31 protein-coding genes and 1 tRNA gene are annotated in these 26,559 nt (G+C 63.7%); 10 read left to right on the forward strand and 22 right to left on the reverse strand.

Annotation, left to right across the window (positions count from 1 at the left end):
* Positions 1-2: 2 nt before the first annotated feature.
* The 4 genes from AC6I6X_RS18430 to AC6I6X_RS18445 all read left to right on the forward strand — a co-directional run bounded on the left by AC6I6X_RS18430 (position 3) and on the right by AC6I6X_RS18445 (position 3,196).
* Positions 3-653, forward strand: a complete 651-nt coding sequence (locus AC6I6X_RS18430; RefSeq protein ID WP_497932020.1) for a DUF8063 family protein — start codon at positions 3-5, stop codon at positions 651-653.
* The gene (locus AC6I6X_RS18435) at positions 650-1,471 is read left to right on the forward strand and encodes a hypothetical protein (protein ID WP_497932021.1); all 822 of its coding nucleotides are present in this window, start codon (positions 650-652) and stop codon (positions 1,469-1,471) included. The genes AC6I6X_RS18430 and AC6I6X_RS18435 overlap by 4 nt, the downstream gene beginning before the upstream one ends.
* Positions 1,468-2,643 carry a hypothetical protein gene (locus AC6I6X_RS18440; protein ID WP_497932022.1) on the forward strand — a complete coding sequence of 392 codons (1,176 nt, stop codon included), beginning with the start codon at positions 1,468-1,470 and terminating at the stop codon, positions 2,641-2,643. The genes AC6I6X_RS18435 and AC6I6X_RS18440 overlap by 4 nt, the downstream gene beginning before the upstream one ends.
* Before the next feature lie 154 nt (positions 2,644-2,797).
* Positions 2,798-3,196, forward strand: a complete 399-nt coding sequence (locus AC6I6X_RS18445; protein WP_497932023.1) for a PD-(D/E)XK family putative nuclease — start codon at positions 2,798-2,800, stop codon at positions 3,194-3,196.
* 93 nt (positions 3,197-3,289) lie between these two features.
* On the opposite strand, the gene AC6I6X_RS18450 is transcribed toward AC6I6X_RS18445, so the two are convergent.
* From AC6I6X_RS18450 to AC6I6X_RS18465, 4 genes are all read right to left on the reverse strand, one after another.
* A complete protein-coding gene (locus AC6I6X_RS18450) occupies positions 3,290-4,216 on the reverse strand; it encodes a DUF4352 domain-containing protein (protein ID WP_497932024.1) in 927 nt (308 codons plus the stop codon).
* A 112-nt stretch (positions 4,217-4,328) separates the two neighbouring features.
* On the reverse strand, positions 4,329-4,619 hold the full coding sequence (locus AC6I6X_RS18455) for a DUF7692 domain-containing protein (RefSeq protein ID WP_497932025.1): 291 nt from the start codon (positions 4,617-4,619) through the stop codon (positions 4,329-4,331).
* Between the two features lie 235 nt (positions 4,620-4,854).
* Positions 4,855-5,229, reverse strand: a complete 375-nt coding sequence (locus tag AC6I6X_RS18460) for a hypothetical protein (RefSeq protein WP_497932026.1) — start codon at positions 5,227-5,229, stop codon at positions 4,855-4,857.
* Positions 5,230-5,237: 8 nt separating this feature from the next.
* Positions 5,238-5,726 (reverse strand): winged helix-turn-helix domain-containing protein, encoded by a 489-nt coding sequence (locus AC6I6X_RS18465; protein WP_497932027.1) that lies wholly within the window; start codon positions 5,724-5,726, stop codon positions 5,238-5,240.
* A gap of 118 nt (positions 5,727-5,844) precedes the next feature.
* Here AC6I6X_RS18465 and AC6I6X_RS18470 point away from each other — a divergent pair, with 118 nt between their 5' ends.
* A complete protein-coding gene (locus tag AC6I6X_RS18470) occupies positions 5,845-6,129 on the forward strand; it encodes a hypothetical protein (RefSeq protein WP_497932028.1) in 285 nt (94 codons plus the stop codon).
* An 841-nt stretch (positions 6,130-6,970) separates the two neighbouring features.
* Here AC6I6X_RS18470 and AC6I6X_RS18475 read toward each other — a convergent pair.
* From AC6I6X_RS18475 to AC6I6X_RS18535, 13 genes are all read right to left on the reverse strand, one after another.
* Positions 6,971-8,590 carry a DUF7845 domain-containing protein gene (locus AC6I6X_RS18475; protein ID WP_497932029.1) on the reverse strand — a complete coding sequence of 540 codons (1,620 nt, stop codon included), beginning with the start codon at positions 8,588-8,590 and terminating at the stop codon, positions 6,971-6,973.
* 2 nt (positions 8,591-8,592) lie between these two features.
* Positions 8,593-8,907, reverse strand: a complete 315-nt coding sequence (locus tag AC6I6X_RS18480) for a hypothetical protein (protein WP_497932030.1) — start codon at positions 8,905-8,907, stop codon at positions 8,593-8,595.
* A 239-nt stretch (positions 8,908-9,146) separates the two neighbouring features.
* Positions 9,147-9,386 carry a DUF7563 family protein gene (locus AC6I6X_RS18485; protein WP_497932031.1) on the reverse strand — a complete coding sequence of 80 codons (240 nt, stop codon included), beginning with the start codon at positions 9,384-9,386 and terminating at the stop codon, positions 9,147-9,149.
* A 168-nt stretch (positions 9,387-9,554) separates the two neighbouring features.
* Positions 9,555-9,626, reverse strand: a tRNA-Ala gene (locus AC6I6X_RS18490).
* Between the two features lie 115 nt (positions 9,627-9,741).
* Entirely contained in the window at positions 9,742-10,911 is a 1,170-nt protein-coding gene (locus AC6I6X_RS18495; RefSeq protein WP_497932032.1) for a M48 family metallopeptidase, read from the reverse strand.
* A gap of 132 nt (positions 10,912-11,043) precedes the next feature.
* On the reverse strand, positions 11,044-11,709 hold the full coding sequence (locus tag AC6I6X_RS18500) for a rhomboid family intramembrane serine protease (RefSeq protein ID WP_497932033.1): 666 nt from the start codon (positions 11,707-11,709) through the stop codon (positions 11,044-11,046).
* Positions 11,710-11,944: 235 nt separating this feature from the next.
* A complete protein-coding gene (gene rpsJ / locus AC6I6X_RS18505; RefSeq protein ID WP_004215311.1) occupies positions 11,945-12,253 on the reverse strand; it encodes a 30S ribosomal protein S10 in 309 nt (102 codons plus the stop codon).
* On the reverse strand, positions 12,254-13,516 hold the full coding sequence (gene tuf / locus AC6I6X_RS18510; RefSeq protein ID WP_497932034.1) for a translation elongation factor EF-1 subunit alpha: 1,263 nt from the start codon (positions 13,514-13,516) through the stop codon (positions 12,254-12,256).
* Positions 13,517-14,013: 497 nt separating this feature from the next.
* Positions 14,014-14,961 carry a homoserine dehydrogenase gene (locus AC6I6X_RS18515; RefSeq protein WP_497932035.1) on the reverse strand — a complete coding sequence of 316 codons (948 nt, stop codon included), beginning with the start codon at positions 14,959-14,961 and terminating at the stop codon, positions 14,014-14,016.
* Positions 14,961-15,530 (reverse strand): amino acid-binding protein, encoded by a 570-nt coding sequence (locus AC6I6X_RS18520; RefSeq protein ID WP_497932036.1) that lies wholly within the window; start codon positions 15,528-15,530, stop codon positions 14,961-14,963. Before AC6I6X_RS18520 ends, AC6I6X_RS18515 begins: the two co-directional genes overlap by 1 nt.
* A gap of 174 nt (positions 15,531-15,704) precedes the next feature.
* Positions 15,705-16,070: a NifU family protein gene (locus AC6I6X_RS18525; protein ID WP_497932037.1), complete on the reverse strand. Its 366-nt coding sequence runs from the start codon at positions 16,068-16,070 to the stop codon at positions 15,705-15,707.
* 100 nt (positions 16,071-16,170) lie between these two features.
* Positions 16,171-17,556, reverse strand: coding sequence for an LVIVD repeat-containing protein (locus AC6I6X_RS18530; protein WP_497932038.1), 1,386 nt, complete (start codon positions 17,554-17,556; stop codon positions 16,171-16,173).
* A 216-nt stretch (positions 17,557-17,772) separates the two neighbouring features.
* Positions 17,773-18,750 (reverse strand): ROK family protein, encoded by a 978-nt coding sequence (locus tag AC6I6X_RS18535; protein ID WP_497932039.1) that lies wholly within the window; start codon positions 18,748-18,750, stop codon positions 17,773-17,775.
* 144 nt (positions 18,751-18,894) lie between these two features.
* Between AC6I6X_RS18535 and AC6I6X_RS18540 the strand changes: the two genes are divergently transcribed.
* Complete coding sequence (locus AC6I6X_RS18540; RefSeq protein ID WP_497932040.1) at positions 18,895-19,320, forward strand: hypothetical protein; 426 nt, start codon at positions 18,895-18,897, stop codon at positions 19,318-19,320.
* A gap of 94 nt (positions 19,321-19,414) precedes the next feature.
* On the opposite strand, the gene AC6I6X_RS18545 is transcribed toward AC6I6X_RS18540, so the two are convergent.
* Together AC6I6X_RS18545 and AC6I6X_RS18550 are read right to left on the reverse strand one after the other, a co-directional pair.
* Positions 19,415-19,879, reverse strand: coding sequence for a universal stress protein (locus AC6I6X_RS18545; protein ID WP_497932041.1), 465 nt, complete (start codon positions 19,877-19,879; stop codon positions 19,415-19,417).
* 95 nt (positions 19,880-19,974) lie between these two features.
* Positions 19,975-20,430 (reverse strand): universal stress protein, encoded by a 456-nt coding sequence (locus AC6I6X_RS18550; protein WP_497932042.1) that lies wholly within the window; start codon positions 20,428-20,430, stop codon positions 19,975-19,977.
* 129 nt (positions 20,431-20,559) lie between these two features.
* Between AC6I6X_RS18550 and AC6I6X_RS18555 the strand changes: the two genes are divergently transcribed.
* Positions 20,560-21,300, forward strand: coding sequence for an SDR family NAD(P)-dependent oxidoreductase (locus AC6I6X_RS18555; protein ID WP_497932043.1), 741 nt, complete (start codon positions 20,560-20,562; stop codon positions 21,298-21,300).
* Positions 21,301-21,330: 30 nt separating this feature from the next.
* On the opposite strand, the gene AC6I6X_RS18560 is transcribed toward AC6I6X_RS18555, so the two are convergent.
* Positions 21,331-22,569 carry an FAD-dependent oxidoreductase gene (locus AC6I6X_RS18560; protein ID WP_497932044.1) on the reverse strand — a complete coding sequence of 413 codons (1,239 nt, stop codon included), beginning with the start codon at positions 22,567-22,569 and terminating at the stop codon, positions 21,331-21,333.
* Between the two features lie 154 nt (positions 22,570-22,723).
* Here AC6I6X_RS18560 and AC6I6X_RS18565 point away from each other — a divergent pair, with 154 nt between their 5' ends.
* From AC6I6X_RS18565 to AC6I6X_RS18575, 3 genes are all read left to right on the forward strand, one after another.
* A complete protein-coding gene (locus tag AC6I6X_RS18565; protein WP_497932045.1) occupies positions 22,724-23,521 on the forward strand; it encodes a YqcI/YcgG family protein in 798 nt (265 codons plus the stop codon).
* Positions 23,518-24,120, forward strand: a complete 603-nt coding sequence (locus AC6I6X_RS18570) for a cysteine hydrolase family protein (protein ID WP_497932046.1) — start codon at positions 23,518-23,520, stop codon at positions 24,118-24,120. Before AC6I6X_RS18565 ends, AC6I6X_RS18570 begins: the two co-directional genes overlap by 4 nt.
* 158 nt (positions 24,121-24,278) lie before the next feature.
* A complete protein-coding gene (locus tag AC6I6X_RS18575; protein ID WP_497932048.1) occupies positions 24,279-24,698 on the forward strand; it encodes a hypothetical protein in 420 nt (139 codons plus the stop codon).
* Positions 24,699-24,744: 46 nt separating this feature from the next.
* Here AC6I6X_RS18575 and AC6I6X_RS18580 read toward each other — a convergent pair whose 3' ends face one another.
* Positions 24,745-25,185: a universal stress protein gene (locus tag AC6I6X_RS18580; RefSeq protein WP_497932049.1), complete on the reverse strand. Its 441-nt coding sequence runs from the start codon at positions 25,183-25,185 to the stop codon at positions 24,745-24,747.
* Between the two features lie 70 nt (positions 25,186-25,255).
* Entirely contained in the window at positions 25,256-26,500 is a 1,245-nt protein-coding gene (locus AC6I6X_RS18585) for a digeranylgeranylglycerophospholipid reductase (protein ID WP_497932050.1), read from the reverse strand.
* Positions 26,501-26,559 lie beyond the last annotated feature (59 nt).

A 26,559-nucleotide genomic window follows, 5' to 3' on the forward strand; every position in this document is an offset into this window, starting at 1 on the left:
CCATGCAGAGGATTTTCAGACTTACAGCGGCAGTAGCACTGGTATTCGCGCTCGCGATGGGCATGGGCAGTATGGGCGTCGCGGCGCAGGAGAACGCGACCAACGATACCAACGAGACCGACGAAGTGTACCCCGGCGACCAAGGTCCGAACTCTCCCGACGATCGTGACGGCGACCAGGACGAGCCGGCGAACGAGACCGACCAGAACGAGACGGTCGCCGAAACCGACGGCGAGTATCTGAGAGAAATCGACAGCGAGACCCGAATCACGGACTGGAGTTACCGGCCCGGTATGTTCACGATCGAAATCGAGGCCGATCGCGAAACCGAAGTGAGCATGACCGAAGCCGGCGACTTTGAAGAGGGAACGGGGAGCTTCAACTATCAGGAAGTCTCGTTAGACGAGGGATCGAACACGGTCACCATGCCGGTCACCGATCGGCCCGGCGCGGGAGTCGCGATCGCGACGCGCCGGTCACTCTCGCAGGGGAGCGGTGTGTTCGTCTCGATCGGCCAGATCGAGCAAAACCCGTTCCGGCACTTCGGCGGTGAGTCCGGGCTGTTCTCGGGTGTGGTATTGACAGTCACGATCGCGGCCGTCTCGGCCGCTTACGTCGTCCGATCCGAAAACAGCGGGGTGCTCGAGGCATGAGCGAGACCAGCGCCACGTTCGGCTCCTGGAGCGATCGAGTGACCTACGTCGTCGCCGAAGCCCAGTTGCTCGTCGCAGGCGTCGTGATGTCGATCGCGATCGCGTTGATCTGGCTCCGGCCGGAATTGCCGGGCATCCCACCTATCGTGCACGGCTGGATCGCCTCGATCATGCTGCTCGGCCCGCCGCTGCTCGGTCTATTCATCACGGGCGCACGGAAGCTCCGCAGTCGGAACATGGTCGAGGTGTACCACATCAACGGCGTGACCGACACCCGCGAAAAGTACTACGTCGAGCCGGGGCTCTGGGACGAGAAAGTCGTCGAAGGCCCGAGTCCGTACCGGGTGAACGACGACGAGGCGTTCGAGGTTCGCGAGTTCGACTGGCACCCGGACCAGGGCGAGACCGGGACGCTGATCGTCACCGGCTGTTACTTCAGCCAGATGGCCGACTCGAAACTCGTCACGACCAAGGCCATGCTCGAGGACGTCCACGGCGATCTCGTCGAGGCGTTCCTCGAGTATAATCGCCTTCGTGGTCGGATCAGCAAGATGGGCCTCCAAATCCAGAGCGACGTCATCAACGAGGAAGCAGAAGCCGACGAGCGCGGACTGATGAACCCGCGAACGGCCGTGAAGAAGCGCTTCGAATCGGCGAAAAAGGACGCCGAAGACCGCGACATCGACGAGATCAAAGACGTCACCGCGCACGTCCAGGACTACGCGGACGAACACGGGATCCAGACGGCCAGCGGGCCACCTCAGACGCGCGCACAGGCTGCAGAACAGGCAGCGACCGACGGAGGGACCGACCGATGAGCGACGAACAGGACAACTACACGGTCGGTGGCTTCCGCGAGTACCAGAACAACAACCTCGAACGTGATCCTGACGAGGTACTCCCGCATTCAGGATTCGTCCGCGACGAGAAGGTTGATCGGCAGCTGACCGTACGGGCGCTCCATCACGACCCCGATCGGTGGAACACCAAGGCCGCGGCGACGTACATGGACGTCGGTAAGAACCGCAACATCCTCCGCGGCGAGGGCAGCCATACCGCCCGCAACGCTCTCGAGAACGGCGACACGCTCACGCTGAAACACTACATCGGCGATCCCGCGCAAGAGGCCGACCTCGCTGGCATCAAGGCGATTACGCGCCTCCAGGAGATCGTCGCCGGACCCGCACCGGTGATCGTCGTGCTGGGTGAGATGGGCGCGGGGAAGACGAACCTCGCTTGTCTGCTCGCCCAACTGCGCGACCGGTGGACCGACGGCGACCTCCTCGTGGGATCGAACATCCGCACGCTCGATCGGAACGACGACTGGGTACGCGACGACGGGAGCGTCGAGGATGGCTGGATTCCGCACTACCCGCTCCTCGAGGAGTGGGTCGAGCAGGACGGCGACCCGGTCGAGAACCCCCAACAGCCGAAGCTCTTCATCGGCGACGAGTTCTCGACGAACGCCTCGGGGACCGGTGCGGACGGGCAGAAGGTGCGGAAACTGATGGGGCCGCTGGTGTTCAAGATCCGCAAGTACAACGGCGCGCTCATCTACATCGGCCACGACGAGAGTTCGATCCACCCGCTGCTCTGGCGCGTCGGCACGATCATCAAGAAACCCGATCGGAACAGCAAGGGCAAGGCGATCGTCGCCGAGCGCATCTCCGGCGGGAAGCTTCAGGACGTCGATCCGCGGCCGCTGACCGGCATCCCGCCCGCGGACTTCGAGCCGCACACGAACGACGAGGCCGACTGGAACTGGAACGCTCCTGGAGGCGACGATGACGACGACCCGATCGACGAACAGGACGTGAAGCAGGTCGCGGCCTGGACGATGGAGGAGTGTCGAAAGCAAGGAATGTCGGCACGCGAAACCGCCGAGTTCGTCCCCTACAGCCACGCTACCGTCTCGAACTGGTGGAAGGAGATCGACGAAGGCGGCGAGAAGCGAGACTGGGTTGACACCGTCGAGCAGGTGATCGCATGAGAGCGTCGGGGTGTCAAGCTGTAAAGCGTAAGCGAGCCCCCTACACTGTAGCCCACAGCCCACTGCGCTCGCTCCCTGGCGGGAACGAGGCGATCGCAATGGGCGCGCGATCTCGTGGCCAGCGGAGGAGTATATATATCGGCGCGCGGAGCGCGTGGTTCGTGTGAGTCGGTCGCGATCGAAGCGCGCCAACCACTTCGGCACGATCGTCGAGAAACGGATGGCCAAGAAGCGCCAGTTCGAGCTTGCGCGGTGCAGCTGGCACGATGCCAAGTTCGGCAACGGCACGCCAGTCGAGATCAAATCGACGATGCACGAGCACGCCAACGGCCAACCGGGGAACTTCAAGATCTATCGGAAGTATCACGAGAAACTGCGGCGGCACGGCGGCTGGTACTGCTTCGTGGTGTATCGCCCGCATGGGCGTAGCGGGCTGACGATTCTACGAGATAAGATGTTCCGATCGGTCGATCTCCCGCTGCTTCGGTGGCATGGAGGTGGCGATCACCGTGGGACCGAGCAGGCGAAAATCGCTATTACAGATGTGTTTTAACGAACTCAGTAGCCGTAATACACGGGAGGATTCACGCCCTTAACGGTCCCGCAATGATGGCGTTGTGATTAATAAAGGAACAAATCTCGAATGTTATTGAGACCGCCAGCGGACCGACCATTCACCATTGAAATCCGAATCGCTATACGCCACCTCAAGATCAGCAACTGTCAGGTCGGCTGGAATCTCATAAGCGATCCATCCTTGACGAGTAATACCATCATTGATCTCTCCTCCTTCATATTTACCCTCCTCCTTGCTGATGTACTCCGAATCGAATTGGCCGTCCTCAGCGATTAGGCTGATATCCATTTCGAGCGGGGCATACCCGCTTGATCCGGATTCATTTACAGCTTCAAAATCCACGAAAGCCCACTGGTTACCGGAACTGGCTTCTTCGGTTTCGGTATCACCGTTATACCCTTCGTAATTATAGCGATCGCGTAAATCGATCCCGTATGCAGTCGTCTTAATATTTTCCGGGTTTTCATACGATTCCCCGAACGTCAATGAACGAGAGACGACGCTGATTTCATGTTCAAGATCGAGTTCTTCGAATCTGTAGGTTGCACGCGTGAGGTAGTCGACACTACCTGTATCTGATTCATGTGTGGCTGTCTTTCCTGCGGCGATTTCGAGTGAAAGGTCGCCAATGTGCTCAAAATCAGTATCGGCCAATTTCGCGTAAACAGCTGTTTCAAATGTGCCGTCAGAATCACCAGTATTCTCGATGGTAATCGACCAACTGAATTCTTCACCCATTTCCACCTCGTCAGGCATATCAAGTGATTTGACCTCGAACGAAGGTTTGCCGCTATCATCATTGCTGCTGCCATCTGACTCGGAACTACTATTATCAGACTCCTCAGCATCTTCGTCACTATCTTCATCATCGGATGTGTCGCTATTGCTTCCATCCTCATTTGAATCGCCATCAACATCATCTTCGTTACCTGCACAGCCTGCAAGCACAGCAGAAATCGATGCACTGGTCAACAGCAATAGCTTTCGGCGTTGCATATCGCCCACATAATAGTCAAGTTACATTAGTGTTCCGGCATATTTGTTGGGTGCTTTCACCTTTGATGTACTCCACAGATCCTTATCGCGAGTAACGATCCAGGTCTGTGCATTACATTTCTCCTTTCGTCTGAATGGCGACCTCGGTCTCAACATCAAAACTGACAGCTCTCGTGCTCAGTGTCTCCGCGATCTCCCGTCGCTGCTTGGTCGTCAGATCGTCGCGCTCCAGGACGCGTCGAGCCGCGGCCACGAGTTCGTCGACGTCGTTGCACGCGAACGCGATCGCGTTCGATCGGTTACAGTCGTAGAATTTCGCGGCCTTCTGGATGGCGTCGAACCGCCATTCGTTCCCGTCGTCGGTTCGGATTCGGACTGAACCCGGAGTCTCGTTGTGAGACATAGCCGTGAACACGATCCGCTATTCCTAGTTTTTTCGGTCCACTCGAACCGGTCCATGTTATAAAGAGGGTGTCGGGGCTCGCCTCGAGCGGCGCGGTGGCCGGGGCGATCGCGATGGGCATGGCCCGATATGAACACGGTCGGTACTCGTCTCGTGTTCATATTCGGGAAACCGATCGTCACGACATCCGACCCCTGGGGCCTGTGAGAGAGGTCCAGGTGAAGAAAAAGTATAATCACTCCTGAATTGGTGTGACTTCAACATCAGCTCGGACAAACATTACATCTGGCCGTTCCTCCTTCTCCTCTTGTTCATTCTCATCAGATGCTTCCTTCTCCTCTTGTTCATCAGAGTTAGTTGGAGGGCTCACAATACTATATTCATAGGAAATATCTTCTACAGTATACCTTCCGACGGTCTCTTCTTTTCGAGTGTCACTTTCAATCGGACCTTCGTAATAGACTGATGTCAGGGTGACATTTGCTCCTTTTTCTGGGATTGGGAAATCATGTCGTTCTGTTAACTCAGCAATTATTTCATCATCAGTTGTATCTATGAAATTCACCAGATAGTACGGACGATGAAACCCACGATCAATATCTCGTTCCATATTTCCAGTCACCTATTTACTGTCAATTCATCAGTCGGATCCCATTCGCTCTCTTCTTCTTCTTCAGGCGAGTCTTTGCCGTTCGCAATCTGGAAATCTTCGGATCCACTATATTCGATAGACATCACTCTCCCAATATAGTCATTCTTTTTTACCTTAGTGTTTGCAACATACTCTGGAGCATATTCCATCAACTCGTTATGAGCTTTGCCAAGGATTTTCACGACCGGATTTTCTAGATTTATTTTGTAATGCGTTTTATTATCTATCTTATGAGTTTCAACTATGTCGAATTCTATCAACACGTCTTTGTTACGGCTAAACGTACCAGGATCAATGCCAGCGGCTTCTGAGATCTGTTGCGCTGTTAATTTTGATGCTGGTCTTCTCAATAACACATCCAGTATCCGGACACGCCCTTTAGTCGCGAGAAGACGGACAAACGTGGAAGTATCCGCGTAGCCGTTAATCTCGGTTGAGTCACTACTCGGGCTCATGGTGACTACTACTACCACCACCTACAAAATTGCACTGATTCATCTCCCCTTTGCACTGTTGCAACAATGGGTTTAATACCCGCGACCAAGAATTTCAAGCCGATAAATGTGCTCTGACGTGGATAAAGAGAGAGTGATAATCGCGTGCATCTTAGGGATGTTATACTCTTCTAAGATATGCAAAAAAACACGTCATCTTTCTGTACAAATTGAAGTTAAGGAACTTTGTGATTTGATCGTCGGCGAAGATGACGAATATGTAAAGCGTATTGTGGAGAAAATGGATGATGATGATGATATTCCACTCGAATATTCAGATCGCAAAGAAACAATGGTGTGGCTGACATCAATGAGTGAAGCAATTGAGCTTTCTCAGGAGATACGAAATGATATTTATGGATGATTTCCACACTTTTTACAGTGAATGATCCATGGATATAAACGATTAATAGCTTGCTCTCAAGGGCTTAGCAGACTATCTTCGAACCCACTGTTCTGCCGGGGCAATCTCTAATGAAGGAATAGTAAAGAAAATAAGTAGAATAGCAATTAGGGGTGAATATAATAGTAACATTCCTCCCAAAAAACCAACACAAAATGCCAAAACTCCTAACCAACCACTCCCTTCCCACATTTTCGATAGACCGTATAGTAGATCAAATGTAGTTCCTAACAAAATCAGACTCTGTACGAAATTCGAGTAACCGATGGAAAGTAACGGAGTCAGAGATACTAACTCAGCAGCAAAAGTACTAATTGGGGAGACACTAAGTTCAAATAGAAACCCATTGGTTATAGCGATTCCGGTGATAATTCGTTTTTGTGATTCCGGCCTTTGTGTGTTGATTAGAGATGATAATACGGACCATAGTAAGAGCGCTGCAATGCCCCCAATAAACCAGTTGGCGACCTCCTCCACTTCTACTAACATGCTTAATCGTTTTATCTGCAAATCTAAATATTCATTGCGATTGAGGGCCGTTTCGAGTGCATCCCTTGGAACAACTGCGGTGTGGAAGTGTGGGTAAGATACTGTAATTTTTTGGCGCTGTCGCCTTGGCGACACCCGCCAAGGGGGCTTTCGCGCGAAGCGCGAAACGACCCCGCCGGCTCGCGGCGCGATCGCGCCGCCGACCCTGTCCTCGAGGCGAGAACTACAACCAGAATTGGACAGTCACCGCTATAGGACAATCAGACTTGCCGAAACAAGGTGCCAGAATAGTGTTGCCACTATCGAGGCCGCTTCAGCGATCGGCGATCGCGCCGACGAATCCTTCCTCGGTACCGCCGCCGGGAGTCTTCCAGGTCATCCGCGTGCCGCTAAGGACTGCCGGGTCGTTCCCTGACTTCGACCACTTCTCGAGGGCTTCGGTGGCGATCGTCGCGACGTTCTCGAAGCTACTTGCTTTCAGTTCCGAGAGGATCGTGTCGACCCTGACTCGCTCCGGGTCACCGTTCTGGTCGAACTCGATTTCGGCGCCGTTCTCGGCGAGCCACTCCTGGAACGGAGAAAGTTCGGCGACGTGATCGGCAAGGCCCATCACGTGCTGGATGCGATCGGCGAAGCTCTCGATCGCGTACTCGGCGCTCTCGACGAGCGCCCGCAGCTCTTCGCGATACTTCCGGGCCCGGAACGAGACGTTCCCCTGGTCGAGTTCGAGGATCTCGCCGAGATCATTGATCGCCCGGTAGATTGTCGCGGGGTGTTTCCCCAGCTGGTCGGCGAGGTCGTCGACGGTCGCACCGCCGTCGGTCGCGACCGTCTCGGTGACGTCGCGAGCCGTCTCGCCCATGTCCCGCAGCGTCGTCATCAACAGGTGGTCCGTCTTCGCCTCGAGGCGCGGCGTCGGATCCTCGTACAGTTCGACGAGATCGTCACGGGCCACTGCGTCGAAGTGATCGTCCGCGACGTACACGCCGTTTCCGTCCGGGGCCAGCGGGATGTCTTCCCAGTGCAGCGCGTTCAGCAGCGTCTCGTCGATCTCCTCGGTCACCTCGTGGCGATCGGCCCACGCCCACGCCTGACCACCGTTCATTTTCTTGTTGACTAGCACCTCGACCTTCGGATGGTACGACGGGTGATCCTTTGATACCGCGTCTGGATCCTTCAGCTGGTAGATCTCGAACTTGCGGCCGTAGGTGTGGCCCGGCAGCAATTCAGATACTGACGACGGCTCGAGGAACAGCCGGTTCTGGTGGTTCATCACCTCCGTGTTGTCGATGTGCAGTTCGGCCTTGACGCCCTCCAGGTCGGACAGATACAGCGCGACTTTCTGGAGAACTCCCGCCGACGAGAGCTTTCGCGCCCATTCGCGCCGGATTCGGACGTACCGCTCGTACGCCCACATCGTGCTCGCCGGGTGCGGATCGGCCCGAAAGTACTCCGGGTGAACCCGTTCCTCCGCCTCCTCGAAGATTGCGGCGAAGAACTCCGGCAGCAACTCGAGGCCGCGCTCGGCTTCGATGTTGCTCGTGTGGTACTCGACGTCGACGCCTTCGGTCTCGCCGACCTGATTCTCCCACGGGAGCTGCACTGGTTCGCCGGTCTCCCAGTGGCGCATGTTCGGAAACCTCGGGGAGATGTTGAACGACGCTTTCTTTTCGTCCTGCCCGCGGCCCACGATGTCCCACTCGTACAGCCGTTCGGCGTTGATCCCGTCCGATAACCGCGGCGCGAACCCCGACTTGCTGTATCTCACCTCGAGCCACCACGGTTCGCCGTCGACTTCGGTACTCAGTTCGAGGTAGCCCTCGAATGGCGGCCCCAGCATCACCGACGAGAGCGCGTCGTACGGACCACGGTCCCAGTCGGGCCACTTCCAGCGGCCCTCGATCTCGTGCGGTGTCGTCTCGACTTGGACCACCGCTACTCACCCCGCTCACTCTCGAGGAGACCGGTCAACACCGCCACCGGATTCCACCACGTTGCCCCCTGACACGGGTGGCAGACGTGCTTGAACGACTCGAGGTTCGCGACTTCGATCGTCGTTAGATCGACCTGCGGGTGCTGTCCCATCTCCTCGAGATCGGCGCGTTTGACGCGAGTCCGCCCACAGCCCACGCAAATCGCATCAACGGGGATACCGACGTGGCCCGCACTCGCGCTCGCGAGTTCCGCCTCGAGGTCGCGATCGTCCCCGCTGGCCGTCGGACTCTCGAGTTCCGACGTCCGCGAACTCATAGCGGACCCTCCCGCGCATCGCGGACGTCGCGCGTACAGTCAGCACACAGTCGGCGAAGTGCATCGACGCGATCGCCACAACGCTCGCACTCGTCGGATTCGACGAGGCGGCTCACGCCGACTCACCTCGGCTTTCGATCGCACGACGAACTTGCTCGTCCGTCGCTTGCGTCGCTGGGTGGGCTATGGGCGTCCCGGTTTCGACATCGTACAGCCGATTCGCCGGGACGAACGCCCCATCACGCATTTGCCTCCCCTCCGTGACGTCCCGGCGACGTCTCCGGATCGGGTATCTCGACGTCCGCGCCAGCTGCGGACCCGCGGCTCAGTCGCGCATAGGTGTCACACTCGCCACAGCGATGGGCCCGATCGCGATCGTCACCGAAGACGCGACGGAACCGATCGGTGACGTGGGCCCCGCAGTGGAGGCACGTCGACCGATCGACTGACAACCGAGTCGCGATCGTCACGCCGACCACCCCCGAATTCCTTCGATAAAATCGCAGGACAGCGCGGATGCGAATCCCGCACCCTCACTCACTCGATTTTGAGAGGGGGTTTGTACGCTCGACGTACGACTGCAGAATTGCTCCTCAGGAGCTACAGCTACGACTATCGGAACAATTCGAAACGTTGCAGAATCGGAGTGGACTCGCCGGGATTTGAACCCGGGGCCTCTTCCTTGCGAAGGAAGCGATCTGCCACTGATCTACGAGCCCTCGCCCGTTTCTAACTCGGGTTTGTATTTGTACCTTGTGTTTCGACACCGGAACGTGAACCGCACGCACGGCTCGATCGCCGGCGACGGTCGGTCCCGGACCACGCCGCTGTGGATCACTCTCCGGCGGCCGCCGCCAAACGCTCCAACCGCCGGATCCGGTCCTCGGTCGGGGGATGGGTTCGAAACGGCCCCGAGACGCGGTCCTCGAGCGCGGGCGGGAGGATATCCAGGGCGACGATCGACTGCTCCCACGCCCGGAGGTCCGTCGCCGGCCTGTGCCTGGCGCCGTCCAGCGTCGCGAGCGCGCTGGCCAGCGGCGCGGGCGAACCGACCAGCGCGGCCGCACCGGCGTCCGCATGGTACTCCCGCCCCCGCGAGAGGACGGCGACGCCGAACTGGCCGTAGCGTTTCAGGGCCCCGAAAAACAGGTTCCAGAGCCGGTCGCCCACGTCCCGCGAGTCCCGCTCGATCCAGTCGTCGGCGATCACCACCGGGACGATCGCGGCGGACATGAGCCGGCTGTCCACGTTCGCCAGGTGGCTGACCTCGTGGGCGAGCACGGCCTCCAGTTCGTTTCCGGAGAGCCGTTCGCACAGCCCCGCCGACACCACCACGACGGCCGACGTGCCGCTCCCGACGGTGAACGACTCGGGACGGTCCGACTCGGTAACGTAGACGTCCGGTTCCGGAACGCTTGCGAGTTTCGCGAGCCGCCGGACAGTCGCTTCGAGCCCCGGGTTGGCCGCCGCGGCGGGGACGCTGTCCGCGACGAGCTGGTCCTGAAGACGACGGATCTCCCGACGCGATTCGACGACCAGCAGGACCGTGACGAGGAGTCCGCTCAGCCCGAACCCGAGCAGGAGCCTCTCGATCGGCGAGAGCGCCTCGGCGATCGCCCACGTCGTCGCCGCGCTTCCCTCGACCACGAGGAGGTACAGACAGCCGAGCACCCAGCCCGTAACGGCCAGGGAGGACGGGGTCGGCCGAAATAGGTACTCGACGGGCGTGTAGCGCGTTATCAGCGGCCACCAGTTCACCACGGCGATCAGGCCGACCGCGGCGACGAGGGTTGCGGCCGGGGGTGAGACGGCCGTCGCGTCGCTGATTCCCGGGAACCGCCCGACGAGTTCGAGGCCGGTCCCGATCCACTCCCAGGCGACGATCCCCAGCGCTCCGCCGAGAAGGGCGACGACGAGTGCGACGACGACCGACAGCGTCGCGAGCACGCCAACGGCCGCGCACATGCGGATCAGTAGCGAAAGCCGGAGCCGATAGTCGTTCATCGTCGGTGACCTGTTGGCTACCGAATCACAACGAGCGAGCAAAAAACCTACTGAACGACAGCACCGCCGACATCGGCGACTGTCGTGGCTTCGTCCGTCCGCGAGACCCCTCGACGCACCGGATCGGCTCGACTACGGATTCAACACCCGGATTCGACCGGTCAGCAGCCCGAGCAGGAAGCCGGTGAAGTGTGCGACCAGCGCGATCCCTGGCTGGGCGGTCGCCAGCGTGACGATCGCCGCGAGCACGAAAAAGACCAGGAGGGTAGCCCAGCGCGGAACGTCGATCACCGACGCGAACGCGTCCGAGAGCCGGTTCGAGGCGATGAGGTAGCCGAGTACGGCGAAAACCGCACCGCTTGCGCCGAGCACGCCGGCCGTCGGCGATGCCGGAACGATCGGTATCGAAGCGAGCGCGCCCGTGACGAGGATCTGGGACACCCCGGCCAGTGCGCCCGTGACGAGGAAAAACGTGTGGAACCGGACCCGAGTGGTCGCCCGCGCGACGGGCCAGCCGAAGACGATCAGCGCGACGCTGTTCGAGAGGAGGTGCCCGACCGTCTTGTGGGCGTAGACGCTCGTGACGATCGTCCACGGATCGTCGACCAGCGGCGGTGCGAGGACGAACAGGCCGGTCATCGCGCCGGCGAACGCCGTGAGCGCCTGGACGACGAAGACGACGACGAAGATCGCGAGCAGTTCGAGGATGGGGCTCGGTCCGGTCCCGGAGGATGGGGCTGATCCGTCGGGTCGCCCCGCGAGTTTCGGCCCCGACCGCGGGGACGATCGGTCTGCCATAGCCGGCAGTGGGGCGGCGAGCCACAAAAGTCTGCGCGGCTTACGACGAGCAGCGGCCGGATACCGCGTCGACTGGAGCGGTCTGTCGGGCCCACGAGGGAGGCGTCGGCGCGATGGCGGACGTTCGCGGTGGCGGTACCCGGTCGGCTCCCGCAGTCACGATATCGACGACCGCACAGCTACGGCTCGGACCCAAAGAAAGCGAAAACTCGCTCGGCGGTTCCGATCGCGATCGTCAGTCTTCGAGGACGATCTCGATCGAGACGTCGTTCGGCACCTGGATGCGCATGAGCTGACGGAGCGCGCGCTCGTCGGCGTCCAGATCGATCAGGCGCTTGTGGACGCGCATCTCCCAGTGCTCCCACGTCGCGGTGCCCTCGCCGTCAGGCGACTTCCGGGTCGGCACCTCGAGGGTCTTCGTCGGCAGCGGGATCGGACCGCTCAGGTTGACGCCGGTGTTGTTCGCAATCTCGCGGACGTCGTCGCAGATGTCGTCCAGGTCGTCCGGGCTCGTGCCCGCGAGTCGAACGCGTGCCTGCTGCATTTATTTCTCGTCGACGCTCAGGACCTTGCCGGCTGCGATGGTCTGACCCATGTCGCGGATGGCGAAGCTCCCGAGTTCGGGGATCTCACTGGACGGCTCGATGCTGAGGGGCTTCTGCGGTCGGATAGTGACCACAGCAGCGTCGCCCGACTGGATGAAGTCGGGGTTCTCCTCGGCGACCTCGCCGCTCGAGGGGTCCATCTTCTTGTCGATGGACTCGATCGTACAGGCGACCTGGGCCGTGTGGGCGTGGAAGACCGGGGTGTAGCCGGCCGTGATGACCGAGGGGTGCTGCATGACGACGATCTGGGCCTGGAACGTCTCGGCGACGCTCGGCGGGTCGTCGGCGGGGCCACAGACGTCACCGCGGCGGATGTCGTCCTTGCCGATGCCGCGGACGTTGAATCCGACGTTGTCACCGGGCTCGGCCTTGGGCACCTCTTCGTGGTGCATCTCGATCGTCTTCACTTCGCCGCCCACGTCGCTGGGCTGGAAAACGACGTCGTCGCCGGTGTTCATGACACCGGTCTCGATCCGTCCGACGGGGACGGTACCGATACCCGAGATCGTGTAGACGTCCTGGATCGGGAGTCGAAGCGGCGCGTCCGTCGGCGGCTCCGGCACCGGCAGGTCGTTCAGGGCCTCGAGCAGGATTTCGCCGTCGTACCACGGCGTGTTGTCGGACTCCTCGGCGATGTTGTCGCCCTCGAACGCCGAGATCGGGATGAACGAGGCGTCTTCCGTGTTGAACTGGACCTGCTTGAGCAGCTGGGTGACCTCTTCGACGACCTCGTCGTAGGTCGACTCCTCGTAGTCGACGATGTCCATCTTGTTGATGCCGACGATGAGTTCGTCGATCCCGAGTGTGCGGGCCAGGAAGACGTGCTCCTGTGTCTGGGGCGCGACGCCGTCGTCAGCGGCGACGACGAGGACGGCGTTGTCCGCCTGGGACGCGCCCGTGATCATGTTCTTGACGAAGTCGCGGTGACCAGGACAGTCGACGATGGTGAAGTCGTACTCGTCGGTCGAGAACTCCTGGTGGGCGATGTCGATGGTGACACCGCGTTCGCGCTCTTCGGCGAGGTTGTCCATGACGTAGGCGAACTCGAAGCCGCCCTTGCCCTTCTCCTCGGCTTCCTCGCGGTGCTGTTCGATGACGTGCTCTGGTACGCTCCCCGTCTCGTAGAGGAGGCGTCCCACGAGCGTACTCTTCCCGTGGTCAACGTGGCCGATGATGGCCAGGTTCTGGTGTTGTTCGCTCATTGTTGTAGCTCACGCGCAGAGGCGCTTATATCGGTCTCTTTTGCTCGTTGCGGTTAAAACCATTTCGAAAGCGTATTCGGACGAACCCGGCGCCCTCTGGCGGTTTGTGTCTCGTACACATGGTTTCGGCGACCGCGCTCACTACGGTTTGTTGTAAGTCATTTTCGGCGCAACCACCGCCTGGATCGCGGTTGCGCCGGTAAATCGGTACAGCAATCCGTAACGTCGATCGATCTCGATCGAGTCCGGCACGACGAGACACCGACAGCCATGGAGTCCTGGCCCTGACTCGGCCTCGCTCGTCGGGACCGGCGCCACCGCAGAGCGGACGATCGGGGAACGGCGTCGTGGAGTCGAGCGGAGTCGACCCTGAATCGCGGCAGGATCGGAGACGTGAGACGAACCGGACGCAAGATCGTGGATGCGAAACGAGAGCCGCAGCAATCCGACGAGGTGCCACGTACCGGTTTCCGGTTCCGGGGAGCGGCACGTCCCGGTTACAGGTCCGGGAGTCGGCCGACGTCCGACAGGACGGCCGTGGCCGTCTCCGGGCCGCCCGCACCGCGGCCGCTGTTGTGAAGACTGCCGGCGTGTTTGGTCTCGATCTGGACGATGTTGCGCGTCCCCGTGACCGCGAGCGCGCCGTTCTCCGGGACGAGTCGCGGGCCGACGCGGACGCCGTCGCGGGTCGCCTCGCCGATCAGGCGGATAGTCCGGCCGTCCTCGGCCGCGAGGTCGAGGGCGCTGCCGGGGACGTCCTGGATCCCCGTGACGTCGGCGTCGTCGAGCGCGAAGCCGCCGTCGGCCAGCACGTTCGCGAGGATGACGAACTTCAGCGCGGCGTCGGTGCCGTCGACGTCGAAGGTCGGATCGGCCTCCGCGACGCCCAGATCCTGGGCCTCCGCGAGGACGTGTTCGTAGTCGAGTCCCTCGGCGGCCATCCGCGTAAGGATGAAGTTTGCCGTTCCGTTGAGCACGCCCCGGACCGCGGTCACGGCCTGTGGCGTCGAGTCCTCGATCGTCGACAGCACCGGAATGGCCCCGCCGACGGTCGCCTCGAACCGGATCGACCCCGCGCTCTCGGCTTCGATCGCCCGCAGGTCCTCGTAGCGTTCGGCGACCGGGCCCTTGTTCGCCAAGACGACGTGCCGATCGGCTTCGAGTGCACGTTTCGCGTGCGTGAAGCCGGGATCGGCGTCGCCCAGCGTCGTCGGGGTAGCCTCGACGAGCGCGTCGTAGTCGGTCTCGAAGACGGCCTCGGGGTCGCCCGTGCCGACGGCCTCGCCGCCGACCTTGCGTTCGAGGGTCTGTTCGACGTCGATCCCGTCGGGGTCGATCGCGGCGCCGGTCGAGTCGGCGATCGCGACGACCTCGTGGCCGTACTCGCCGGCGAGGTCGGCGACGGATCGTCCGACGTCCCCGGCACCGAGGACGGCGAGTCGCATCAGGCATCACCTCCGAGCAGTGGTTCGACGACGGTGAGGTCCTTCGCCGAACCGATCGCCCGGATCGACTCGAGGGCCTCGGTCGTCTGGCCGGAGTCGATCGCGAGGCGAACCCGGGCGCTGGCGAGGCCTTCGGTCCCTTCCGGCGCGGTCAGCGAGAGATTGAGGACGACGGCGCTGGCTTCGTCTTCGATCCGCGAGAGCGTCCCCGAGAGGTCGTTCGCGACGAGGTGGCCGACGAGTACGACGCTGATCTCCTCGCCGTAGCGCTCGGCACCGGCCTGGATGACGTTGACGCCGGCGTCGCGCAGTCCCCCGACGATGTCGTCGAACCGATCGGGCGGACACTCCATGTCGACCTCGACGGGGATGTGCCCGCGAGGTGTGATGTTGCCGCGTTCGTGGTGGATGCTCAGGAGATTCCCGCCGTTGTCGGAGATCGGTTTGAGCGCGCGAAGCAACTCGCCGGGTTCGTCGACGAGTTCGAGTCGGACGGTGTAGGCGCGAACACCGCCGTCGGTCTCGGCGTCCCCGTCCGGTTCGTCCCCGGCGTCGGCGGCGTTATCCATCGCCGACACCTCCCGCTTGCGGGCGTCCACACGTCGTCATGGTATACGACTCCGTAATGGGCGCGTAAAAGGATATAGGACTTCCCAAAACTATCCGACCCTGTCAACGAGCGGCAAACGGCTGTAGGGCCCGATTCGATCGGCGCGGATCGACCGTGCGGACGCCGCCAGTTGTTAGAGGTGGTCCTTGCCCGGGTTCGACGATCCCCAGTCGCCGCGGCCGCCCTCGGTCCGATCGATCCCCATGATGGACTCGGCCTGATCGGGGCCGCCCAGGCTCTCGCGGGCGTCCGGGACCCGGATGGTCACGTCGTCGATCTCCGGCCACTGGATGAGTTCGGCCTCGATGTTGCCCGTCGTGACGTCGCTGACCGAACAGCCCTTGCAACCGCCGCCGAGTTCGACGACGACCTCGCCGGTCTCGGGATCGGCCTTGCGGACGGCGCTGGTTCCGCCGTGCATCTGGATGATCGGCATCTCGCGGGCGAGCCACTTCTCGACCCGCTCTTTGAGCGGCGTCCCGTCGTCGGAGTCAGTCATCAGCGGGGCTAGGGACCCGACGCTAATAGGTCTGATCCATGGTAACAGACCATCAGGAACGATCACGAGGAATCGGGACCAGGCGGAAGCCACCGGTTCGTCATTCGCCGCCGTGACGGCGGCGAGCCCACTCCAGTCCGGCCACCCCGCCGGCGAGACCCGCGAGACCGGCCACCCCGGCGAATCCGGGAATCGTGCCGGTCGCGTCGTCGGCCTCCTCCTCGCCGGAGTCGATCGGGAACGTGTAGAGTGCACCCTCGGTTCCGGCACCTGGAATCAACTCGGTGCTGCTCGCGACGAGCGTCTCCCCGGGAGCGGCGACGCGTGCCGTCCAGAAGCCCGCGGTCTCGCGATCCTCCCACGAGACCACCTCGACGGGATCGGCCGGATCGGAGACGTCGTGGATCTTCACGCCGCCCAGGTACCACGACGAGTAGAGGTAGCCATCGCGAAGTTCGAAGTTGTGAGACGTCGTCCACTCCCCGCCGCGGTACGTCGCGTCATCGGTCTCCGGGGGATCGATCGACGCCACGCGCGCTGGCGCTTCCGGATCGGACACGTCGTAGAGGTCGATCCCGCCCGGCCCGCCCGTGTCGTTGTCGTCGGTGGCCCAGGCCTCCCGGCCGACCGCCATGAGCGCTCCCGAATCGTCGACCGCCGCGTAGTGGTCGTTGCCCGGCAGGGCCTGCTGGGCCTCTCGGCCGTCCTCGATCGCCCGTTGGTCCTCGAGTTCCGTGCTCCGGACGTGAGAGATGTACTCGGGATCGGCCGGGTCGCTGACGTCTACGAGGTAGGTGCCGGCGTTCCAGAACGGGAGGTAGGCGACGTCGTCGGAGACGTACGCGTCGTGGAGGTAGCGGGCGAGCCAGAAGACGTCGCTCCACTCCGGGTCGTGGTCCAGCAAGGACCAGTCGCCGATCGCTTCCACCTCGTCGTCGCTCACGTCGTAGACATCGAGTCGGTTTCCGTCCGGCGTGTCGGCGTCCTCTTCGGATCCGTTGGCGACGACGTAGAGGACGTCGCCGTCGAGATAGCAGTTGTGGATGTGATAGCCCGTCTCGTACTCGGCGACGCGGACGGGATCGGCGGGATCGCCGACGTCGTACACGAGAACGCCGTTGAAGAACTCGCCGTTCTGGTTCGCCGGACCGGGAACGATCAGCCGATCGCCGTCGACCGCGACGTCGAGAACCTCCGTCAGTCGGCGGCCGTCGACCTCGATCCGGCGTTCCTCCGCGAGGATCGTCGGGTCGGCGGGATCGCTCACGTCCACGGTCACGAACCCGTTCGTGGCCGCGAGATACGCGACGTCGCCGTCGTCGCCGACGATCGTTTCGGCCGCGCCCTCGACGGACACGCGGCCACGGGGTTCGAACGCGTCGGCGTCCTGGACCACTGCGGCAGTCGACGGGCCGGCAGCCGCCTGCAGACCCGACAGCGACGCCCCGGCGATCGCGCCGGACCGGAGGAGGGCTCGTCGATACACAGATACACGACACATGCCCGATCGTGATAAACGTTGCAATGTACACACAGGGGTCCTCGATGTGGGCTCCGGTGTGTCACCGACCGGAACGCGCGATCCGTACGACCAGTACGCGCGCCCGCGTCGACACCGACTCGTACGGACTGCTGTAGTCGATTACCGCCGATCGCCGACCCCGTTCTGGTGATCGGCGATACATAGTTACAGCAATCCGTATCAGTGGTCGAGTCGACCTCGATCGCCCGTCCCCTCCGTCAGGGCGCTCGCGAGCGCGCCCTCGAGGACGACGTCGTCGCCGTGGTCGGTGACGGTGATCTCGGGGACGTTGGACATCACCATCTCCGAGACCCGTTCGCGGATCGGGTCGACGACCAGGTCCTCGTTGTTGAGCGCGACCGCGCCGCCGAAGGAGACGACGATCGGCGCGAACGCGTGGACGACGTTCGCGATGCCGATCGCGTTCCAGTGGGCGAGTTGCTCGATCGTGTAGTCGGCCAGTTCGTCCTCGCCCGCGAACTCGAAGACGTCCCTCGCGGTGAAGTCGGGCCCGTCGAGCGGCAGCTCGGTCGAGATGGTTGGATCGTCCTCGGCGAGCAGTCGCGCGTAGTCGGGGATCGCGTTGCCCGAACAGTAGGCTTCCCAGTGGCCGTCGTGGCCGCAGCCGCAGGTGAGACGGCCGTGCGGGTCGACGACGTAGTGGCCGACCTCGCCGGCGTTGCCGTCCCAGCCGCTCACGATGTTGCCGTCACAGCAGACGCCGGCCCCGATCCCCGAGGAGATCGTGACGTAGACCATGTCGTCGGGGTTGCGCGCGGAGTGGAACCGCTCGCCGATGACGCCGGCCGTGGTGTCGTTGTGGAGGTAGACCTCGTCGCTGTCGATCAACTGTTCGATCGGGCCGGTCAGGGGGATGCGATCGATCGAGTCGGGCAGGTTGGCGGGATCGATCACCGCGCCCTCCGCGAGGTCGAACGGGCCGATCGAGCCGATGCCCGCGGCCGCGATCGATTCGGGTGCGATGCCGGCATCCCCACACGCCTCGCGAACCGTCCGGAGGACGCCCTCCGTCACGTCGATGCCGGTGGGACCGCGCGGCGTCGCCCGACGACTTACACCGATCGGCGTCCCGTCGGCCTCGGCGACGAGCGCCCGCACGTTCGTCGCGCCGAGGTCGACGCCCGCATAGTAGACCATGCTATCAGAGAGACGGCCGTCGCCGTACTTAACTAAACAGATCCTGACTCGCCAGCGAGTACACTGTCGGCCGACGGTCGTGACGCGGTGGGAATCGTGGGGACGTGCGACAGTCGTATGGCACTGTGTGACATAGTTCAGCGTATGGCCATCGACGATTCATCCACGGAGTCCGGGGCCGAACCGGGCCCGGCGATCACCGAGACGGAACTGGAGGCGCTCCACGAGGTCGAACTGGCCCTCGAGTGGGTCCAGCGCGCCCAGGGTAGTCTCATCGAGTTCCATCACGCGACGGGACACGGGATGGACCACCTCGCCGAGGCGGAGGATCTGCTCAGGGACAGCGACCACGACGAACTCGCCGACGCGATCCGGACCGACCTCCTCCCCCACGGCGTCGTCGACGAGGATCGGTGGTCCTACGACGTCCTCGAGGACTTCCAGGAGACCCTGCTGGCCGAAACGACGAGGCTCGAGCGCCGCGTCCGCCGTGACCTCGCCGACGGCGAGCGCCACGTCCGCGAACGACGGCAGGAACGCGACTGGAAGGACCGGGGCGATCGAGGGTGATCGATCGCACAGCCGTCGCCCGATCGATCGGCTACTGACGGACACCGACTCCCGTATCGGGGCACGAGGAGAACGGTCCGGACGTGTCCGCGGACTACTCCATGACGTCCAGGTCCCGGAAGTACGTCACCGGACAGGGCGCCTGCAGGATGATCTCCTGGGAGACCGAGCCGAGCACCGCCTTCTCCGCCGGCGATCGGCGACGGCCGCCGACGACCATCCGATCGGCGTCGACGTCGATCGCCATGTCGACGACTGCCCCGCTGATCTCGCCGAGCGCGCCGCGAACCTCGGTCTCGACGCCCGCTTCCGCGAACAGGTCCTCGAGTTCGCCGACCGGCGGCCGGCGGGCGGCGACCGCGTCGGGATCGACGTTCTCGACGCGTTCCTCGAAGCCGAGGTCCTCCCGGAACTGCTCGTACTCGTCTTCCGTGAAGGCGTGCCCGATCACGACGGACGCACCGAGCGGTTCCGCGACCTCGAGAACGGTTTCCGCGAGTTCCTCGGCACGAACGGTATCCATGGGCCCGACTGCGAGCAGAACAGTGTCGATCGCCATAACCCTACGTTGCCGTTGCCACCCGCTTAAGTATTCCCGTCCTCGCAGTATTACGCTCGTTTTCAGTGATCGCGGGGTCGAACCGACAGGCGAGCTTACTCCCCACTCCGGACGAACGTCACCGGACACGGGGCCGACAGCAGGACCTCCTGGGCCGTCGATCCGAAGACCGCTTTCCCGGTCGGCGAGCGGCGACGGCCGCCGACCACGACGCGATCGGCGTCGACGTCGGTCGCGAGGTCGACGATCGTCGGGCCGTGTTCGCCGACGGCACCGCGAACGTCGTAGTCGACGTCGTGTTCGTCCAGGAGCGACTGCAGATCACGGATCGTCGAGTGTCGCATCGCGACCTCGTCGGGATCGATCTCGTCGTGGTCGGCGTCGAACTCGAGTCGCGTCACGACCTCGTCGTACTCGCTGCTCGTGAAGACGTGGGCGAGCGCGACGGTCGCGTCGGCCGGTTTCGCGACCTCGATGACGGCTTCGGCCAGTTCGTCGATCCGATCGGCGTCGCCCGGTCCCACGGCGAGCAGGACAGTTTCCAGCGTCATACCCCGACAATGATGCGCGACGTACTTAAGTTCCGGACTTTTGAAATCTAAACGGTGGGTCAGTGGACGAATACGTGAAATCGTGACGGATTCCGGGTGATTTTTCCACACAGTCATCGTCGACGAGGTATGGACGGACCCGATCTCGACGGACGGACGGCACTCGTTACGGGCAGTGCGAAAGGCGTCGGACGCGAACTGCTGCTGTCGACGGCCGACTGCGGCGCGCGGACGGCCGTCCACTACCACACGAGCGCCGACGCCGCCCGCGACGTGGCCGAACGGGCGCGCGAACGGGGCGCGGACGAGGCGATGACGGTTCAGGGCGACGTCACCGATCCCGAGAGCGTCGACGACCTCTTCGCGGCCGTCGAGTCGGAACTCGGCTCCGTCGACGTCCTCGTGAACAACGTGGGCGACTTCGCACCCGCCCACTGGGCGAATCTCGAGTACGAGACCTGGACCCGGGTACTCGAGACGAACCTCGACGGGACTTACCTCTGTTCGAAGCGGGCGCTCCCCGGCATGCGCGAGGCCGGCTACGGTCGAATCGTGAACGTCGGTTACGCTTCGAGCGAGAAAGGGCTGGTCGACCCGACGAACTTCCCGTACTTCGTGGCGAAAGCGGGCGTCCTGATGTTCACCCGAATGCTCGCGGCGGACACGCAGGACGACGGGATCACCGTCAACGCCATCTCGCCGTACGTCGTCGAGAACTCCGACGAGTTCCCCGACGACCTGCCCCGCGGTCGGCCCGCCTCCTTCGCGGACCTGGTCCAGCCGCTGTACTTCTTCCTCGATCCGGACAGCGACTACATCAGCGGGGAGAACGTGGAGGTTGACGGCGGCTGGTTGCCCGAAGACGTGTAGCGGAGCGGCGTACTCGAACCGCGGGGCGGCTTACGGCTCCTCCCGATCGGCCGCCGTTCTCACGCCGGCGTCCGACGGCCCGCCCGCGTCGAACGCCGCGACGAGCGCGTCGAGACGCGCCGGATCGTCCGCCCCCGGCAGGCGGCGATCGGCCGTGACGGAGGGGGCGTCGACGCCGAGTCGGTCCGCGACCAGATCGGCCGTCGCCTCGGCCATCGCCCGGTACGTGGTGAGTTTTCCGCCGACGACCGACGCGAGGTTCGCGACCCCGTCGACCTCGTGATCGAGCAGGAAGAACCCCCGCGAGATGCCGCGGCCGTCGCGGGCCGCCTCGTCGGGCGCGTAGAGCGGGCGGACGCCCCACCACGTTCGGATCGTCGCGGCCTCGGCGACGGGCGGGAGCATCGCCGCGCACTCCTCGCGGACCCGATCGAGTTCCCAGTCGGCGGTCTCGAAGTCGTCGGGGTCGTCGACGTCGACGCTCGTCGTCCCGAGAACGACCTCGTCCGCGTGGGGGACGACGATGTCGCCGTCGCCGGGATCGCGACTCCGGTTGAGCACCGGGTCGAGGTCGGCGTAGTCGACGGCGATCATCACGCCCCGGTTGGGGTGCATCTCGACGTCGACGTCGGCCATGGCGGCGATTCGACCCGCCCACGCGCCGGCGGCGTTGACGACGAATTTCGCATCGATCGTGTCGTCGACCCGGCCGCCGACGCGAACGCCGGCGATCCGCTCGCCCGCGACGCGCATCCCCTCGACGGGCGCGTGCGTGAGGATCCGTGCACCGTGGTCACGAGCGTCCTCGGCGTTCGCGGCGACGAGTCGCGAGGGATAGACCACGGCGTCGGGGACCGCCATCGCCCGGCGCACGTCGGGGGAGAGATCGGGCGCCCGATCGCGGGCCTCCGCGGCGGTCAGGAGCGTCGCCGGGATGCCGATGTCGACGCAGGCGTCGTGTTTGGCCCGCAGGTAGTCGGGGTCGTCGTCCTCGAGTTCGACGAATAGGCCGCCCGTGTCGCGTACGCACGCGCCGGCGATCGACCCCAGGATCCGTCGTTCCCGGATGCACTCCTCGGCGCCGGCGCGATCGTCCGGCGCGTACCGCGCGCCGCTGTGGAGCAGGCCGTGCGAGCGACTCGAGGTGCCGCCCGCGAGGCCGCCGCGATCGACGAGGGCCACGTCGACGCCGCGCAGCGCGAGGTCGCGTGCGATCCCGGCGCCCGTGGCCCCGCCGCCGACGACGAGGACGTCAGTTCGGAGCGTCATAGCCGGGATAGGGAGGCAGGCGGGAAACGTTTGATCCCGACGGCAACTCGAACGGCTGGTGGTTCGATCGTCGAATCCGAATCGGCTCCTGAGGGCGCGTAGCACCGGTCCAGAACCGAAAACGTCCTTGGGGTCGAGTCCTAACCCCCGCTCGATGAACGAGCCGGGAATCCAGTCGCTGATGGACCAGGAGACGCTCGATCGGCGGGTTCGATCGGGCGAGACGCCGGAGTGGGTCGCCGCCCACTGGGAGTCGTTCCGTGACGGACTGCTCGGCGAGCGAAACGACACCCCGTTCCCGTGTTTCTTCGGCGTCGAGTCCGTCCAGAACGGGGATCCGCTCTACACCGCGGTCCCGTCGATGTCGGACGCCGACGCGCTGTTGACGCTTCGCGATCGGATCCTCGAGTACCTCGAGGTGTACGAGGACCACTCCGAGCGCGCGTCGCTGGTCACCTTCTTCAGGCCGCCCGAAGAGCCCCTCTCCGAGCGGGAGTACCACGACGCGCTGTGGCACGTTCTCCAGACCCTGCACCTCCACGATCCGGAGCCCTGGCCCGAGGACATCCCGACGGACCCCGACGATTCCTACTGGGAGTTCTGTCTCGGCGGCGAACCGATGTTCCCGACCTGTCGCGCGCCGTTCTACGAGGAGCGAAAGAGCCGCTACTGTCCGATCGGCCTCGAGATCACGTTCCAGCCCCGGGAACTGTTCGAGCGCATGGACGTGACGGCCGACACCGAGGCGGGCCAGCGGGCCCGGAACGTCATCCAGGACCGCCTCGAGGGGTACGACGGCGTCTGTCCCCACGCCGACCTCGGCGACTGGGGCGTCGAGGGCGACCGCGAGTGGCCCCAGTACATGCTCTCGGAGGACGACGCGCAGGCCCCCGCGGAGTGTCCGATCACGGTCACGCGGGATCACCCGAAACCGGCGGCACGACTGCCATGACGGGCGACGATGGCGACCACTCGTCGGCGCGATCGAGGGACGGCGCGCCGGCGGTTCCGGACGACGCCGTCCTCCTCCTGATCGACTTCCAGCAGGGGTTCGACGCCGACGCGTGGGGGACCCGGAACAACCCCGACGCCGAGGACCGCGCCGCTGCACTCCTTGCCCGGTGGCGCGAGACCGATCGGCCCGTCGTCCACGTCCGCCACGCCTCGACCGAACCGGACTCGCCGCTGCGGCCCGATCGGCCGGGATACGCCTTCAAACCCGAGACCGAACCGCTCGCGGACGAACCGACGTTCGAGAAGTCGGTCAACGGGGCGTTCGTCGACACCGACCTGGAGTCGTGGCTCCGCGACCGCGGCTACGGGACGCTCGTCGTCGCTGGCCTGACGACGGACCACTGCGTGTCGACGACGACCCGGATGGCCGAGAATCGCGGCTTCGACGTCTCCCTCGTCGCGGACGCGACGGCGACCTTCGATCGGACGTTCGACGGCGAGACGTTCGACGCGGAGACGGTCCACCGGACCGCCCTCGCTCACCTCGACGGCGAGTTCGCGACGGTGGTGCGGACGGCCGACCTCCTCGAAACGTGAGCGAGGGCGGGTGCGGACGCGACGATCGAACGCGAACAGAACGAGCGGACGGGAACGCAGGCGAAACGAACGGCGCGGACGATCGGGTCGCCCGTGTTCGATCGACGCCGAGAACCGTTCCAGCAGGTTAACGGTCGTCGCGTCCGTCACGATCGACGATGGCGTCAGACCGACACTCGCTGGCCCTCGTCGTCCTCCTCGCCAGTGCGGCGCTCGTTACGCTGGTACTTCACCTCTCGATCCTGCCGCGGTACTATCCCGAGGACCCGTTCACGACCGGGCTGACCCTGCTGGCCGGCTGGACGACGTTCGCGGTCGTGTTCTACGCGGCCGGACGACTGCGGGCCGGCCCCGTGACGATGCCGAACATGCGGATCGGCGACATCGGCCTCGCGCTCTTTTTGCTCTCCGTGCTGTTCGCCCTCGCGCTGGACTCGTTCGGATTCACGCCGGAACTGATCGCCGCGGCGTACGTCCTCCCGGGAATCGGAGCGTACGCCGGCCTCGCGTTGCTCGGCTGGACGATCGGACAGCGCACCGCGGCGATAAACCGGATCGCCGCCGACGCGGGCGACTGACCGGGGCCCCGTCGATCGCAGAACAGTCGTCGCTCGATCGCGACCGCTAGAGCGACTCCTCGCCGGCAGTCGTGACGTAGACCGGAACGTCGCCGAACCGAACGACGTGATCCGTCACGCTCCCGACCGCCATCCGGTGTACTCCGCCGCGGCCGCGGGAGCCCATCACCACGAGATCGGCGTCGATCTCCCGTACGTAGTCGAGGATTTCGGATTCCGGCGGCCCCTCGCGAACCGCCCCGGTCACGTCGATATCGGCCGGTGCGCGATCGAGCGCGTCGTCGACCGTCTCCTGGGCTTGCTGGCGGATCGCCTCCTCGGCACTCGTCGCGTCGCCCGGCAGGCGAAGCCCGCCGAGCGGACCGACGTCGGCGACGCTGAGCACGTGGACCGTCGCGTCGTGGACGGCAGCGAGTTCGAAGCCGTCCGCGACGGCGGCCGCGGCGTGGACGCTCCCGTCGGTCGGAACGAGGATCGTATCGAACATTGCCGGCAGTTCGATCGCCAGCACCGAAAACGCTACTGCCCGCCGGAGCGGATCGACCGAGACGGCGTCCTCACAGCAGGTCGCCGAGCGTGAGTTCCTGTTTCGTGAACCGGGCGAGCAACGGCAGATCGCCGGCGTGGAGGAGTTTCGCGATCGCGGCGGTGTCGCCCTTGTTTGCCTTGGCCAGGGTGTCGTCGTCGAGGCGGTTCAGGTCGGCCATCAGGCGATCGTAGCGCTCGTCGGGCGCGAGATAGAGGAGTTTCGTCATCAGCAGGCGGGTCCGGACGTTCGGCGCGACGTCCCGGTGCCAGAGGGTCTCGTAGACCTCGAGGTTCTCGGCCGTCGGTTCGAGGTCGCCGTGTTTGAGACAACTGTCGACCGTCGCGGCCGCGGCGCGCCCGGACTTCATGCACTTGTGGATCCCCTCGCCCCAGAGCGGATCGACCGTCGGGACGGTGTCGCCGATCGCCATGAACCGATCGGTGTAGAGCTGGCCGGGCATCTGGATGTGCGCGGAGCCGCGGTGCATCTTCCCCTCGAGACGCGTGGCGTCCTGGAGTCGCGGGTCGGTGTCGATCCAGTGGTCCAGGTAGTCGTCGATGCTGTAGCTTTCCCGGCCGTACTGGTGGTACTGTTCGTTCCGGATGTAACAGAGGCCCACCTTGGCCGTGTCCTCGCCGGTGTGGAAGATCCACGAGTAGCCGCCGGGCGCGAGTTCGTGGTCCAGTCGGAGCATCATCGCGTCGTGAAGGTCCGCGAAGCCGGGCCGATCGATGTCGATCCCCTCGAACTCGTACTCGATGCCGATCGCGTGGTTCTCGTGCTTGAGGTCGACGACGCCGAGTTGCTTCGCGAGCGGCGCGGCCGGCCCCGTCGCGTCGATGACGATCTCGCCGTAGACCTCCTGGTCGCCGTTGTAGGTGACGCCGACGATCTCGCCGTTCTCCATGATCGGGGCGGTGACCCGCGCGTCGAAGCGGTACTCGGCCCCGTCGTCGCGGCCGTCGGCGACGAGGTAGCGCTTGAAATCCGCGAACTCGAGGACGGCACCGGGCTGTTCACGGACGAAGTGGTCGGTCGGCGACTCGAGGACGACCGAGTCGGTGTACTGCATCACCACGTCGTCGGGAATCCCGAACGCGGCCATCATCGACGGGAACGTCCCCGCGGTCGACTTGTTGCTCTGGCGCGGGAACTCGTCCTCCGATTCGGTCTCCAGGACGACGACGTCGTACCCGCGTGCGGCGAGGTCCCGGGCGCACTGGGCACCGGCGGGGCCCGCACCGGCGATGACCACATCGTAGCGGTTGTTCATAGGAACGGGACTGTCTCGGTCCTTAATTAGTTTATTCAGTCGCGATCGCGTACCATTTC

Source organism: Halosolutus sp. YCN4, assembly GCF_059736495.1.